This window comes from Pseudomonas sp. P108, assembly GCF_032613195.1.
GTDB lineage: Bacteria > Pseudomonadota > Gammaproteobacteria > Pseudomonadales > Pseudomonadaceae > Aquipseudomonas.
In genome coordinates, this window is sequence record NZ_CP126691.1 from 1,131,827 (window position 1) to 1,145,188 (window position 13,362).

The 13,362-nt window shown below is 57.7% G+C and carries 13 protein-coding genes; 8 read left to right on the forward strand and 5 right to left on the reverse strand.

All coding sequences use genetic code 11. The features are described from left to right. Positions 1-2 precede the first annotated feature (2 nt). Together QOM10_RS04805 and QOM10_RS04810 are read right to left on the reverse strand one after the other, a co-directional pair. Entirely contained in the window at positions 3-608 is a 606-nt protein-coding gene (locus tag QOM10_RS04805; RefSeq protein ID WP_127925861.1) for a hypothetical protein, read from the reverse strand. A gap of 54 nt (positions 609-662) precedes the next feature. Continuing rightward, a complete protein-coding gene (locus QOM10_RS04810; protein ID WP_127925862.1) occupies positions 663-1,139 on the reverse strand; it encodes a PAS domain-containing protein in 477 nt (158 codons plus the stop codon). Between the two features lie 153 nt (positions 1,140-1,292). Here QOM10_RS04810 and QOM10_RS04815 point away from each other — a divergent pair, with 153 nt between their 5' ends. Further along, complete coding sequence (locus QOM10_RS04815) at positions 1,293-1,748, forward strand: flavodoxin (RefSeq protein WP_127925863.1); 456 nt, start codon at positions 1,293-1,295, stop codon at positions 1,746-1,748. On the opposite strand, the gene QOM10_RS04820 is transcribed toward QOM10_RS04815, so the two are convergent. Further along, positions 1,738-2,625, reverse strand: a complete 888-nt coding sequence (locus QOM10_RS04820; RefSeq protein ID WP_127925864.1) for a LysR family transcriptional regulator — start codon at positions 2,623-2,625, stop codon at positions 1,738-1,740. The two genes, QOM10_RS04815 and QOM10_RS04820, sit on opposite strands and share 11 nt — an antisense overlap. A 95-nt stretch (positions 2,626-2,720) precedes the next feature. On the opposite strand from QOM10_RS04820, the gene QOM10_RS04825 reads away from it, so the two are divergent. The 5 genes from QOM10_RS04825 (at position 2,721) to QOM10_RS04845 (ending at position 6,720) form a co-directional block, all read left to right on the forward strand. After that, complete coding sequence (locus QOM10_RS04825) at positions 2,721-3,107, forward strand: CidA/LrgA family protein (RefSeq protein ID WP_127925865.1); 387 nt, start codon at positions 2,721-2,723, stop codon at positions 3,105-3,107. After that, positions 3,097-3,783, forward strand: a complete 687-nt coding sequence (locus tag QOM10_RS04830) for an LrgB family protein (RefSeq protein ID WP_053117198.1) — start codon at positions 3,097-3,099, stop codon at positions 3,781-3,783. The genes QOM10_RS04825 and QOM10_RS04830 overlap by 11 nt, the downstream gene beginning before the upstream one ends. 131 nt (positions 3,784-3,914) lie before the next feature. Continuing rightward, positions 3,915-4,697 (forward strand): class II aldolase/adducin family protein, encoded by a 783-nt coding sequence (locus QOM10_RS04835; RefSeq protein WP_007950070.1) that lies wholly within the window; start codon positions 3,915-3,917, stop codon positions 4,695-4,697. Further along, a complete protein-coding gene (locus tag QOM10_RS04840) occupies positions 4,697-5,599 on the forward strand; it encodes an alpha/beta hydrolase (protein ID WP_316917683.1) in 903 nt (300 codons plus the stop codon). Before QOM10_RS04835 ends, QOM10_RS04840 begins: the two co-directional genes overlap by 1 nt. 209 nt (positions 5,600-5,808) lie before the next feature. Beyond that, positions 5,809-6,720 carry an SDR family oxidoreductase gene (locus QOM10_RS04845; protein ID WP_099758023.1) on the forward strand — a complete coding sequence of 304 codons (912 nt, stop codon included), beginning with the start codon at positions 5,809-5,811 and terminating at the stop codon, positions 6,718-6,720. 52 nt (positions 6,721-6,772) lie between these two features. Here the strand turns inward: QOM10_RS04845 and QOM10_RS04850 are convergent, their stop codons facing one another. Both QOM10_RS04850 and QOM10_RS04855 read right to left on the reverse strand, forming a co-directional pair. Next, a complete protein-coding gene (locus QOM10_RS04850; RefSeq protein ID WP_150749541.1) occupies positions 6,773-7,030 on the reverse strand; it encodes an immunity protein in 258 nt (85 codons plus the stop codon). Further along, on the reverse strand, positions 7,027-9,342 hold the full coding sequence (locus QOM10_RS04855; RefSeq protein ID WP_316917684.1) for an S-type pyocin domain-containing protein: 2,316 nt from the start codon (positions 9,340-9,342) through the stop codon (positions 7,027-7,029). Before QOM10_RS04855 ends, QOM10_RS04850 begins: the two co-directional genes overlap by 4 nt. A 721-nt stretch (positions 9,343-10,063) precedes the next feature. Between QOM10_RS04855 and QOM10_RS04860 the strand changes: the two genes are divergently transcribed. After that, positions 10,064-11,857, forward strand: coding sequence for a DUF1302 domain-containing protein (locus QOM10_RS04860; protein ID WP_316917685.1), 1,794 nt, complete (start codon positions 10,064-10,066; stop codon positions 11,855-11,857). Positions 11,858-11,880: 23 nt separating this feature from the next. Further along, positions 11,881-13,248 (forward strand): DUF1329 domain-containing protein, encoded by a 1,368-nt coding sequence (locus QOM10_RS04865; RefSeq protein ID WP_127925869.1) that lies wholly within the window; start codon positions 11,881-11,883, stop codon positions 13,246-13,248. Positions 13,249-13,362: the final 114 nt, after the last annotated feature.

Genomic DNA, 13,362 nt, shown 5'->3' on the forward strand with positions numbered 1-13,362 from the left:
ACTCAGGTGTGAAGGGCAGGATGCGTCAGGCGATGTTGCTGCAGGATGAACTGACGCAGCCGCTCGGTTTCGTCGGTATCGGTCTGGCTCAACTCGTAGGCGTAGAACCCGCTTTCGGTTTCACGTTCGAAATTGCCACGCAATGAAATCCGCTCATAACCCGAAGGGCTGAACCACAGCGCGAAATGCTTGGGTGGTTTGGTCTTGTTGCGCACTTCCAGCAGCACACCTTTGTGCGAAACCTCGTGCACAAACAACATGCCCGGCTGGCCTTTGGCGTTTTCCAGAGCTACTGGCTCTTCGAGAGTCAACCGCCATGGCCGCACCATCGGGCCGTCTTCATAAATGCTCGGCACGCCAAGACGCAGATGCAACGCGTGAAACTCGTCTTCCACCAGATGCAGCGGGAAGGTCATCTGCTGGTTTTCGAAGTTGGCCTGAATGGTCACTTGCTCGTGAGCGGCCAGGCGGGTGAGCAAATCGCGGATCTGCGAACCGCCGTTAACCAGCAGACTCGACGTCGCATCCCGCACGTTCAGTTGCGGGTTGTGCTGCATGGTCTGGATGAAATCCAGCTCGTCCTGAGTGAGGAGGGCGTCGCGCTGCATGGCTAACTCAAAAGATATAGTTACAAAGTTATTGGTGATTGTAGTTAATGACAATTAGTTCGCGATTTTGTTTTGACCGTTTGTCGTTTTCACCGCAGCCAGTTCAGCTTCGAGGGCCGCGACCTGAGCTTCCAACTGCGCCACACGCTGCTGAGCCTTGACCTGAACAGTCACGTCTTTTTGTACGCCGACGAAATAAGTCTGACCGTCGTCGGCGTTTTTCACCGTTGAAAGCGACAGTTCATTCCAGAACGGCGTGCCGTCCTTGCGATAGTTGCGCAGGATTTCCCGGCACGATCCGCCGCCGCGCAACGTGTCGCGAATCAGCTCCAGGTTCTCCTGGTCGCGGTCCCCGGACTGCAGGAAACGGCAGTCCTGATAGAGGATTTCTTCGCTGGTGTAGCCGGTCAGACGTTCAAAGGCCGGATTTACATAAATCAGGATGTTGTCCTGCTCACCTTCTTTTTCAGCGACCACGATGCCGTCGTTCGACGCGTTGATCACCATTTGCAACAAGCTTGCGTTGATCATCTTTGAATCCTTTCAGAGTTGTCAGTGGCTCGCATTCTAGAAGAACCGTAGGCGCTGTCTACTGGCCATTATCGCCAGTTGAGATTCAATCGCAGCTTTGCGTTGGAGGCTGTTACTATCGCCGCTCTTTTTTTCAGTTTCAGGATCAGATTGATGAAAGTCGCCATCCTCTCCGGTTCGGTCTACGGCACCGCCGAAGAAGTCGCCCGTCACGCCCAGAACCTGTTGAAAGCCGCCGGCTTCGAAACCTTCTACAACTCGCGTGCGAGCCTCGCCGACATTCAGGCGTTCGGCCCCGAAGCATTGCTCGCAGTCACCTCGACCACCGGCATGGGCGAATTGCCCGACAACCTGCAACCGCTGTATTCGGCGATTCGCGACCAGTTGCCAGCGGCATTGCTCGGTTTGCCGGGCGCAGTGATTGCCTTGGGCGACGCCAGTTATGGCGACACCTTCTGCGGTGGCGGCGAGCAAATGCGTGAGCTTTTCGGCGAACTGGGTGTGCGCGAAGTACTAGACATGCTGCGCATCGACGCCAGCGAAAGCGTCACTCCGGAAACCGACGCCGAGCCTTGGCTGGCGCAGTTGATCGACGCGCTCAAGGGCTGATCGGCCGTTCGCGCAGCAAGTCCAGCCACGCCTGCGCCGCTTTCGACAAGTACGCGCCCCGGCGCCAGATGAACGCGATGTCCCAGCGCAGATAATCCGGCGCGCGCAAGGCCAGGCGTACAACGCCCGGCCGCACCAGACCGCGCGCGACCACGCTGGGTAACAGCACCACGCCTTGCCCGGCGGCCACCAGCGCCGCAAGAAAGTCTGCCTGACCGCTGCGTCCGCCTTCCTTCGGCGTGAAACCCAGTTGCTGACACGCCTGCAGCAAGCGGTCGTTGAGCACGAAACTGCGTTGATAGAGCAGAAAGGGCGTCTCGGCCAATTCCTCCAGACCAATCTCGCCCCGATCGGCCAGCGGATGATCCACCGGCAGCAGGGCGTCGAGTTGCTCATCGCAAAACGGCTGCCAGTCGAATTGTGGATCCTTGGGCAACAGACTGCCGCCCAATTCCAGCTCCCCGCTCAACACTGCCTGCTCGATATTGCGACTGCCACCCTCCAGCAATTGCACGCTGATATTCGGATAGCGCCGACGGTACTCGGCAAACAGTCCGGCGAACAGCGCGTCACTGCCCAGCAGTGGCAGGCCGAGACGTAACTCTCCACGCGCCAGATGACTGAGGTCGTCCAGTTCAACCAACAGCTCGTTGCGTAAACGCAGCATCGCTTCAGCGCGTTGCAGTACCACGCTGCCAGCGGCGGTCAGGCGCAACTGCGAACCGAGCCGTTCGAGCAACGGCGTGCCGAGGCTCTGCTCCAGTTGTGCGATTTGTTTACTGACCGCGGACTGGCTGATGTGCAGGGTTTTTGCGGCTTGAGTGAAACCGCCCTGGTGCATGACTTCGACAAAACTGCGCAGCTGTTTGAATTCCATTGCCTGATTCCATTTTGGAATGGTGTTGAGTCTAACAATTCGCTTCGGGGATGGCAGGCCGCTTCGTAAAATAGGCCTCTGTCAGGAGCACAATCATGAACGCCGCCCGTCTCAAGCACTTTTTCCGTCTCTTTGTCGAACTCGCCGTGTTACTCGGTCTCTACCTGCTCGGCTGCCAACTCGCCGCATGGCTAACCTGGCCGATTCCCGGCGGCGTGATCGGCATGGCGCTGTTGCTGTTGGCATTCGCTTTCGGCTGGGTCAAACCGGCGGCGCTGCAATTGGGCGCGGGTTTGCTGATGGCCGAGATGCTGCTGTTTTTCATTCCGGCACTGATGAGCTTGCTCGACTACGGCGCGTTGCTGCGCAATGACGGCTGGCGGATTTTGCTGGTGATCGCGGCCAGCACTTTGATGGTGATGCTGGTGACTGCGTTCACCGTGGAGCTGGCCGTGCGCGCGAGGCGTTCCCATGAAGCTTGAATGGATGCCGATGTTCTGGCTCGCCTTCACCTTGTTGGCGTATTTGTTCAGCCGCTGGATTTATCGGCGCACCGGCCGCTACGTGTTGTCACCGCTGATTCTGGTCCCGGCGCTGTTGCTGGCGCTCGCCGTGCCGCTGCACACCGCGTATGCCGAGTATTCGAGCAACACCCACTGGCTGATGCTGGTGCTGGGCCCGGTGACCGTCGCCTTCGCCGTACCGATCTGGCAGCAACGCCGATTGTTGATGCGGCACTGGTCGGCGCTGATGCTGGGCATGGTTGCCGGCAGTGCGGCATCGATTGGTACGTCGTTCGGTCTGGCCAAAGCATTGGCGTTGGACAGTTCGGTGACAATGTCACTGGTGCCGCGCTCGATCACCACACCGTTCGCCATGCCGCTGGCGCAAAATCTGGGGGGCGTGCCGGAGTTGACGGCGGTGTTCGTAATGTTCACCGGCGTGTTCGGTGCGATGCTCGGCGGCGTGCTGTTGAAGTGGTTGCCGTTGCGCAGTGCCTTGGCGCGCGGGGCGCTGTTCGGGGTTGGCGCGCACGGTGCCGGCGTCAGTCGCGCCCATGAAGTGGGCGGCGAAGAGGGCTCTGTCGCCGGGCTGGTGATGGTATTGACCGGCTTGCTCAATCTGTTTGCCGCACCTTTGTTGGCGTCGTTGCTTTGACATGGATCCAAGCTGTTTGCATGAGTGACCCGCTCAGTCATCAAGCTGGCTGCCAATGCAACTACGCGATCCTCTGCGCCTGACTAGACTGCTCACACGTGCAGAACAATAAGAACGCAGAGGTGCATACAGTGAGCGTAGCCCCCGTACAATCGTCCCTTAATGTCAAAGACCAGGTCAGCGCCGCAGAGTGGCAGACCCGGGTCGATCTCGCCGCTTGTTATCGTCTGGTCGCCGCCCATGGCTGGGACGATCTGATCTTCACGCATATTTCTGCCAAGGTGCCGGGCACCGAAGATTTCCTGATCAACCCGTTCGGTCTGATGTTCCATGAGATCACCGCGTCGAGCCTGGTGAAAGTCGATCAGGCCGGCAACAAACTCATGGACAGCCCTTACGAAATCAACCCCGCCGGCTACACCATCCACAGCGCCGTGCACGAAGTGCGGCACGATGTGGTTTGCGTGCTGCATACCCACACCGCGTCCGGTGTCGCGGTGTCGGCGCAAAAGCAGGGCGTACTGCCGATCAGCCAGCAATCATTGTTCGTGCTGTCGAGCCTGGCCTATCACGCCTATGAAGGCGTGGCGCTGAACCACGAAGAGAAGGCGCGCTTGCAGGCCGATCTGGGCGAAAACAATTTCCTGATGCTGCACAACCACGGTTTGCTGACCTGTGGCGGCACCATCGCCGACACCTTTCTGATGATGTTCACCTTCCAGCGCGCCTGCGACATTCAGGTCATGGCGCAAACCGGCGGGGCTGAACTCATCGCCATCGAACCGCAAATTCTGGCAGGCGCCAAAGCGATGATCGCTGGCGTCACCAAAAGTGCTCAAGGCATGGGTGGCGCGCTGGCCTGGCCAGCGTTGCTGCGCAAACTCGATAAACAAGACCCCGGATATAAACTCTAATGCCTCTTGCCGAGATTCCTCTGTGTGTCTGGCGTAAACGCAGCCAGGCGTTTGTCTTTCGTGGTCAGCCAATCCGTTACTGGACGGCGGGGCAGGGTGAGCCGCTGCTGCTGATTCACGGCTTCCCGACCGCCAGTTGGGACTGGCATTACCTGTGGCAGCCACTGGCCCAGCGTTATCGGGTGATCGCCTGCGACATGCTCGGCTTTGGTGATTCGGCCAAACCGCTCAATCACACCTACAGCCTGCTGGAGCAGGCTGACCTGCAACAGGCATTGCTCGCGCATTTGCAGGTTGAACAACCGGTGCATGTGCTGGCGCATGATTACGGTGACAGCGTTGCCCAGGAACTGCTCGCCCGGCACTACGAAGACAAGATCGAGGTCGCCAGTTGCGTGTTTCTCAACGGCGGATTGTTCCCGGAAACCCATCGTCCGGTGCTGATGCAGAAACTGCTGCTAAGTCCGCTGGGCTGGATGATCGGCCGCGCGTTCACGCGCGATGCGCTGGTGAAAAGCTTCCGGCAGATCTTCGGCCCGCAGACCCGGCCGACTGAAAGTGAGCTGGACGATTTCTGGAGCCTGGTCGACAGCAATCGCGGGCCACGGATCATGCACAAGTTGATCAGCTACATTCCCGAACGCCGGGTGCAACGTGATCGCTGGGTGATGGCGATGCAGCGGGGCGAGATTCCGTTGCGGGTGATCGATGGTGAAGTCGATCCGATTTCCGGGGCGCACATGGTCGAGCGTTACCGCGAGTTGATCCCGGACGCGGACACGGTGCTGTTGCCGGGCATTGGTCACTATCCACAGACCGAATCGCCGGTGCAGGTGCTCAAGCACTATCTGGCGTTTCGCGATCGTTTTGTGCTGCCACCGCGCAAAGTCGCCTGCTCCTGAAAGATCAAAAGATCGCAGCCTGCGGCAGCTCCTACACAAATCCAATGTAGGAGCTGCCGAAGGCTGCGATCTTTTGATCTTTTGTTTCTTTGACGGCCTCATCATCCCCCAACCTTATCGCACACCATTCAGCCTCCGCCGTATTCATTGTGACCAAAAGCTGTGTGCCTGACACTCAGGCTCAATACTGGCCTGCTGGAGTTGCTGCGATGAATGAGTCTGTGCGTTTCGAAGATAAAGTCGTCATCGTCACCGGAGCCGGTGGCGGCCTCGGACGCGCCCATGCATTGTTGTTTGCCAAGCAAGGCGCCAAAGTGCTGGTCAACGACCTCGGCGGCTCGACCCAGGGTGAAGGCGCCAATGCCTCAGCCGCCGACCGTGTGGTGGCGGAAATTCGTGAGGCCGGCGGTATCGCCGAAGCCAACCACGACTCGGTCACCGACGGCGACAAACTCGTACAAAACGCCCTCGACGTCTTCGGTCGCGTCGACGTCGTGGTCAACAACGCCGGCATCCTGCGCGACAAGACCTTCCACAAAATGGACGACGCCGACTGGGATCTGGTCTACCGCGTCCACGTCGAAGGCGCCTACAAAGTCACCCGCGCCGCGTGGCCACATATGCGCGAGCAAAACTATGGCCGGGTGATCTTCACCGCCTCCACCTCGGGCATCTACGGCAACTTCGGCCAGTCCAACTACGGCATGGCCAAACTGGGCCTCTACGGCCTGACCCGCACCCTGGCCATCGAAGGCCGCAAGAACAACATCCTCGTCAACGCCATCGCGCCAACCGGCGGCACGCGCATGACCGAGGGCCTGATTCCGCCGCAGGTGTTCGAGCAATTGAAACCGGAACTGGTCAGCCCGTTGGTTGTGTATCTGGCGAGCGAACAATGTCAGGAAACCTCCGGGCTGTTCGAGGTCGGTGGCGGCTGGATGGGCAAGGTGCGCTGGGAGCGCAGCCTCGGTGCCGGCTTCGATCCGCGCGTTGGCTTCTCACCGGAAGATGTCGCGGCGCACTGGCAGCAGATTTGTGATTTCGAAGGGGCGGCGCATCCGAAGGACAATATCGAGGCGCTGAAGGAAATGATGGCGAATTTGCAGAAGTATTCGCTTTAAGTACTTAAGCCACCCGACCAATGCAAGTGATGGTCGGGTGGCTTTTTGTGTTTTAGTCGTAGCGTTTTTCTGTCATGAACGCTGGCGGTGTCCAATTGGGACCTTTAATGGTTTTTCCATTTTCGTCGTAGGACAACACCCCCTCTCTGAACAGCGAGTTGTATGTGTCGATGAAGATACTGTGGGGGATTGTATCCTTGCGATAACGTGCATACATTTGATCGAGGCGCATGGGATGAAAACAAAGTGCTAAGAGTGAAATGACGTCCGCAATCGGTTCGTTTTTTATGATTTTCTCGACAGTAGTCATTGGGCGAAACTCCGCATGTCGTTTTGATATTCCCGTTCATCTTGAGCATTCATTGCGTTGACTGCCTCTTCGTTGTAGAGCAGAGTCAATTCGCTACCGAGTTTGTAGTCCTCAAGGGTCGCAGTATGGGCATTGTTCCATATCGTGGATTCCTCAGAGGGCGATGTGTCGTCGCTATAGCCAAAATTTCTGTATCGCTCCAGCTCTCTCAATTCGTGAGTGTAGTAACGCAGGTCAGTGTCAGTAAAATTCAGATCACCTTTTAAAATTCTCTCTAATCGCTGATTCATGATGTCGTTAGCGTCTGATTGGTTGAATCTCGCTACGTGTAATTTCACGTTGGTGACTCCAGCTTGCGTGATTACAGCCGTTCGCCAATCCAGATCAAGTATTGGTCCACCAGACTGCTCTGGGTTGTAGGTCCGACCGCTGTATTTCCCTTTTACATAACCTCCCGCGTACGGACTGCTAAACACCACATAAAGCGGCGCAATCCCCGAGTCATCGGGAAACACGATGATGAATCGTTCCCAGCCTTCGACCAGAATCGGATTCAGGTCCAGCCGTCCTTCAATCGGAACAATCGGAGCGCCCGTATACGCAGGGGAGTCGGTATCTACCATGGGCGACTCAGTCGAGCTGTCACCCGGCGAGATAGCGGGCGTCCACGTCAGAAAGTCCGTCGGCGAATCTGGCAGCGCTACTTCATAAACATCATTCAGCAAGTCATAGGCCGCATTCAGAACCAGCACACTCGAGCGGATATGGAAGTCATCGCTTGTGGCGACGAAGATTTCCGCGCCAGCCCCGAGCCGCCTTACGCCCAAGCCCACAGGCAGCTCCAGCGTGCCTTGCCGATCGGCTATTTCACGCAGTGTCTGTGCAGACTCCGACGACAACTCGGCAAGCGGCACGCTCATGGAAAAGCGCTCGCCATTGCCCAGGCGTGAAGGCATCAGCAGCGCCGCGAACCCTACCAGTACCGGACCGCTTATCAGTGCAGTGGCTGCCGCCTGCACGGTCAGTAATCCCGCCCGCAGAGAGGTAAGAATGGCGGATGATGTTGCAGGAGAAAGGCTCGTAGCTGTCGACGCAAATGATACAACCGGACTGTTGGTCGCCAGTACTCCTGAAGCCGGGTAGACGTGCTGGACTTTTGTTGCTCCGCGTTCTTGCTGTTGCACCTTCTCGATAGGTTGTTCCGGTTTCGTTTGAAGTGGAGCCTGTTCGGTTGCGAGTTTTTGCGTAGTTGCTTCGGCTTTGGAATCTGTGTCACCCACCACAGAATTTGTTGCTGCAATCCGAGTTCTTTCCTGCGATTGGGCCCTAGCTTCAGCAATCAACCTTGTCAAAGTTTCAGAGTATCCTGCCAAAAGGGCAGCCAGTTTCTGTTTATTCGCCAGCTCGACAAGTTGGGCCTGTTCTGGCGTACGTATCATTTCCTCTTCATTTTTGCGTCTTGTCGCTTCGATCAGGGCCTGCTGGTGATGCTGGTCGGAAAGTCTTGCCTTTTCAGCAGCCTCACGCCTTGATTCTGCTTCGATGCGAGCACGTTCTTTAGCCAGTCGCTGAGTTTCCGCCAGAGCCGCAAGTCTTGCTTGCTCCACACGTGCAGCTTCGGCGAGTTCTCTTTGACGTTGCTGTTCTACGGCAATCCGTGCACGTTCTGCTGCCAACCGCTGAGCTTCTGCCGCCGCTGCTTGCGCCCGATCATTACCCTGTACCGTGGCCAGCCAGTTTTGCACGTTGACTTGCTGCTGGTTCAGAATTGCAATGGATTGCGCAAGCAGTTGGGAGTCATAGGCCGCTCTAAACGATGTGGTCCAGGCCTGTATCGCAACACCCCCAGGCATGACTGGATTTTGCAGGGTCACCGCTTTTTGATAGAACTCGATCAGGTTTTTGCTTCGCGGGTCACTTCCATAGAATTGATTGGCCAATGCCGTTTTTTGATGGAATTCAGCGGTTTTCCGCTGCAACAGTGTGGCGCGTACACCCAATTCACGAATGATCGACTCAGCAGGGGGAAGAGGGTGCGTTGTACCCTCCAGCCTCGTTGCAGCCAGTTCGTGTTCGAGGGTCTGGGATAATTGCTGGGTACGACTTTGATATTCCTGTGCAAGTGCTGCCTTAGTGGCGTCAATCGTTTTTGAGTTGATGATGACCAGATTGTGCGGGCCGAAATTGTGCGGGCCAAACATGCCGCTATTGGGAATCGTCGTTGAAGTCCCAGAGGCGACCGGAATATGGATGGGCGCAACGGCTGTCGTATGAACAGCTTCGGTCAACTCCCATGTTGGAGGCTTTTGCATATTCATGTCCTTTTGAATGTGCGTGATAACTCGCTGGCAAATAAGCACGGCCGGTTGGTGACGTCCTTGCCACCAGCGAAGGGTTGAGGTGTTTCAAGTTACAACAGAGTTGCGGTTACAAAGTCTGAGAAGCCCGTCAGTAACAGGGCGTTGTTACGAGAGGGTTTTCGCAGATCAATAACAAAGCGGGGAAAATTCTTCTGCGCCGCAGGAAAGGTCCGACGTTGTTCTCGGAAAGTTTTCGCGGGTTAAGGAAACGGCTTTTCAACGGCCATAAAAAAGGCCGCTGCAAACGCAGCGGCCAAGGTAAGACGTTGGATCAAGGAGCTACAAATCAACGTCAGTGAACACCGGGGCGATAAACCGAACTTTCGATTTATCTGAAATCTGTTGCCAATCGCTTCAGTCATTCAGCGGAGTTGGCTTCGTGCGTTACGGCGTGTCCCGTGAAAGCGCGTTCAGAATAAGGTCTTGAGCGCGTAGGAAAAATACCGATTCCGGACATGCACTGTTGCGGGGCATGCAACAGTCCCACGAACCCATGCGCACCATGCGTGGCACTGATGATCGTTCATCCAGCCGATCCATGAGCGGCGCAAAGCCCCGTCCCGCAAGGACATTCATCCTTTCGAGCGACAATACGAATACCTCCTTGGTGCGCTTATCGACGCGGTTGCCCGGCAGTAGGGTGGGGCCTTCTGTCACTCACCGGGGAAGACGCATGACAAAAACAACAATGCGCGCCATCTTCACACCGCAGGCGCTGGCAGCCGCGGTGGCTTTGGGTTGCTGCGCCCAGGCGCAAGCGGTTGCGTTCAACATTGGCGAAATCGAGGGCACCTTCGACTCGTCGCTGTCGATCGGCGCGAGCTGGGGCATGCGCGATGCCGACAAATCGCTGGTCGGCACAGTCAATGGTGGTACCGGGCAATCCTCGACCGGTGATGACGGGCGTTTGAATTTCAAGAAGGGCGAGACCTTCTCGAAAATCTTCAAAGGTATTCACGACCTTGAACTCAAGTACGGCGACACCGGCGTCTTCGTACGTGGCAAGTACTGGTATGACTTCGAGCTGAAGGACGAAGACCGCGAGTTCAAGCCGATCAGCGACAGCGGCCGCAAGGAAGGCGCGAAATCTTCCGGCGCGCAGATCCTTGATGCATTCGTCTATCACAACTATTCCATCGCCGATCTGCCGGGCACCGTGCGCGCGGGCAAGCAGGTCGTGAGCTGGGGCGAAAGTACCTTCATCGGTAACTCGATCAACAGCATCAACCCGATCGACGTTTCGGCGTTTCGTCGTCCCGGTGCGGAGATCAAGGAAGGCCTGATTCCGGTCAACATGCTGTTTGGCTCGCAAGGCCTGACCGATCAACTGACCGTTGAAGGTTTCTACCAACTGGAGTGGGACCAGACCGTTCTCGACAACTGCGGCACCTTTTTCGGAGTCGACGTCGCGGCGGACGGTTGCAACAACGGCTACACCGTCGGCAACCCGGCAATCGCACCGTTTGTCCCGCTGACCCAGGCTTTTGGCCAAGGCATTCAAGTGACTCGCGAAGGTGTGGTGATCCCCCGTGGCGGCGACCTCGATGCGCGGGATTCCGGGCAGTGGGGCACGGCATTGCGCTGGCTCGGGGACGACACCGAATACGGTCTCTACTTCATGAATTACCACAGCCGCACGCCGACGGTTGGCACTACGACGGCCGGTCTTTCGACATTGGCAGCATTGCCGGGCATGGTCGGCATCGCCAATGGCCTGGCCCCCGGCAGCGGTTCCGGTTTGGCCCAGAGCGTGATGCTCGGACGCGGCCAGTACTACCTCGAATACCCGGAAGACATTCGTCTGTACGGCACGAGTTTCTCCACCACGCTACCCACCGGCACCGCGTGGACCGGTGAGATCAGCTATCGCCCGAATGCTCCGGTTCAGGTCAACACCAATGACCTGACGCTGGCGCTGCTCAACCCGATTGCCGGTGGTACGGCTTCGCCACTTTCGACGTCGCCGGGCTCTGACAACAAAGGCTATCGGCGCAAAGAAGTCACGCAGATCCAGAGCACGCTCACGCATTTCTTCGATCAGGTCTGGGGCGCTCAACGGTTGACCCTGGTCGGTGAAGCCGCGGTGGTGAGGGTTGGTGGCCTGGAGTCGCGCAACAAGCTGCGTTATGGCCGCGACTCGGTTTACGGGCAGTACGGTTTTGGCGGCGACACCGACGGTTTCGTGACCTCGACCTCGTGGGGCTACCGCGCCCGGGCGATCCTCGATTACGCCAACGTGATCGGCGGGATCAACCTCAAACCCAACCTGTCGTGGTCGCATGACGTCGCCGGTTATGGCCCCAACGGCCTGTTCAACGAAGGCGCGAAAGCGATCAGCGTCGGCGTCGATGCCGACTACCGCAACACCTACACCGCGAGCCTCAGTTACACCGACTTTTTCGGTGGCGACTACAACGTCCTCGAAGACCGTGACTTCGTGGCCCTGAGCTTCGGCGTGAACTTCTGATCTGCCCGAGAAGGATGACTGCAATGCGCAAAATGATTCTGCAATGTGGCGTGCTGGCCCTGAGTCTGCTGGCGGCCAACGTGATGGCGGCGGTGTCGCCGGATGAGGCCAACAAGCTCGGCACCAGCCTGACGCCGCTCGGTGCCGAGAAGGCCGGTAACGCCGATGGCTCTATCCCGGCATGGACCGGCGGCATCCCGAAAAATGCTGCAGCGGTGGACAGCAAAGGCTTTCTCGCTGACCCGTTCGCCAATGAAAAACCGTTGTTCACCATCACCGCGGCCAACGTCGACAAGTACAAGGACAAGCTCTCCGATGGCCAGGTAGCGATGTTCAAGCGCTATCCGGAAACCTACAGGATCCCGGTCTATCCGACTCACCGCACCGTCGCCGCACCGTCGGAAATCTACGAATCGGCCAAGCGCAGTGCGCTCAACGTGACCACCATCAACGACGGTAACGGCCTGGCCAATTTCACCGGCAATCGCTATTACGCCTTCCCGATTCCGAAGAACGGCGTCGAGGTGTTGTGGAACCACATCACCCGTTACCACGGCGGCAACGTCAAACGCATCATCACTCAGGTGACCCCGCAGACCAACGGCAGCTATACGCCGATCCGCTTCGAAGAAGAGATCGCCGTGCCGCAACTTATCAAGGATATCGATCCGGAAAAAGCCGCCAACGTGCTGACCTTTTTCAAGCAGTCGGTGACCGCGCCAGCGCGTCTGGCCGGTAACGTATTGCTGGTACACGAGACCCTCGATCAGGTGAAGGAACCGCGCCTGGCGTGGATCTACAACGCCGGTCAGCGCCGCGTGCGTCGTGCGCCGCAAGTAGCCTATGACGGTCCGGGCACCGCTGCCGATGGCCTGCGCACTTCAGACAACTTCGACATGTTCTCCGGCGCACCGGATCGCTACGACTGGAAACTGGTCGGCAAGAAGGAAATGTACATCCCGTACAACAGCTACAAACTCGATTCGCCGAAGCTCAAGTACGACGACATCGTCAAGGCCGGGCACATCAATCAGGATCTGACGCGCTATGAGTTGCACCGGGTCTGGGAAGTGATCGGCACCGTCAAACCGAATGAGCGGCATATCTACGCCAAACGCCACATGTATATCGACGAGGACAGTTGGCAGGTTGCACTGGCTGACCACTACGACGGTCGCGGTCAACTCTGGCGCGTAGCCGAAGGCCACTCTGAATATCACTACGAGCATCAGGCACAGGCATACACACTGGAAGCGCTCTACGACATCATTGCCGGTCGCTACATTGCCTTGGGGATGAAGAACGAAGAGAAGCACAGTTACGAATTCGGCTTCGAAGCCAAGGCTGCCGACTACACGCCAGCGGCCTTGCGTGCAGAGGGTGTGCGGTAACGGTTCTGATACATCAGTTGCACAAAAGGCGACCGCTCGGTCGCCTTTTTTATGGACGCCAATCAGCGCGCTGAATACTCGTCAACAAGCGCGCGGGAGAGGGCTAGGGTGAGC

Excerpts from the sequence above, each read along its gene's own strand:
- QOM10_RS04805 (WP_127925861.1), bottom strand. The coding sequence starts at position 608 with ATGCAGCGCGACGCCCTCCTCACTCAGGACGAGCTGGATTTCATCCAG.
- QOM10_RS04810 (WP_127925862.1), bottom strand. The coding sequence starts at position 1,139 with ATGATCAACGCAAGCTTGTTGCAAATGGTGATCAACGCGTCGAACGAC.
- QOM10_RS04815 (WP_127925863.1), top strand. The coding sequence starts at position 1,293 with ATGAAAGTCGCCATCCTCTCCGGTTCGGTCTACGGCACCGCCGAAGAA.
- QOM10_RS04820 (WP_127925864.1), bottom strand. The coding sequence starts at position 2,625 with ATGGAATTCAAACAGCTGCGCAGTTTTGTCGAAGTCATGCACCAGGGC.
- QOM10_RS04825 (WP_127925865.1), top strand. The coding sequence starts at position 2,721 with ATGAACGCCGCCCGTCTCAAGCACTTTTTCCGTCTCTTTGTCGAACTC.
- QOM10_RS04830 (WP_053117198.1), top strand. The coding sequence starts at position 3,097 with ATGAAGCTTGAATGGATGCCGATGTTCTGGCTCGCCTTCACCTTGTTG.
- QOM10_RS04840 (WP_316917683.1), top strand. The coding sequence starts at position 4,697 with ATGCCTCTTGCCGAGATTCCTCTGTGTGTCTGGCGTAAACGCAGCCAG.
- QOM10_RS04845 (WP_099758023.1), top strand. The coding sequence starts at position 5,809 with ATGAATGAGTCTGTGCGTTTCGAAGATAAAGTCGTCATCGTCACCGGA.
- QOM10_RS04850 (WP_150749541.1), bottom strand. The coding sequence starts at position 7,030 with ATGACTACTGTCGAGAAAATCATAAAAAACGAACCGATTGCGGACGTC.
- QOM10_RS04855 (WP_316917684.1), bottom strand. The coding sequence starts at position 9,342 with ATGCAAAAGCCTCCAACATGGGAGTTGACCGAAGCTGTTCATACGACA.
- QOM10_RS04860 (WP_316917685.1), top strand. The coding sequence starts at position 10,064 with ATGACAAAAACAACAATGCGCGCCATCTTCACACCGCAGGCGCTGGCA.
- QOM10_RS04865 (WP_127925869.1), top strand. The coding sequence starts at position 11,881 with ATGCGCAAAATGATTCTGCAATGTGGCGTGCTGGCCCTGAGTCTGCTG.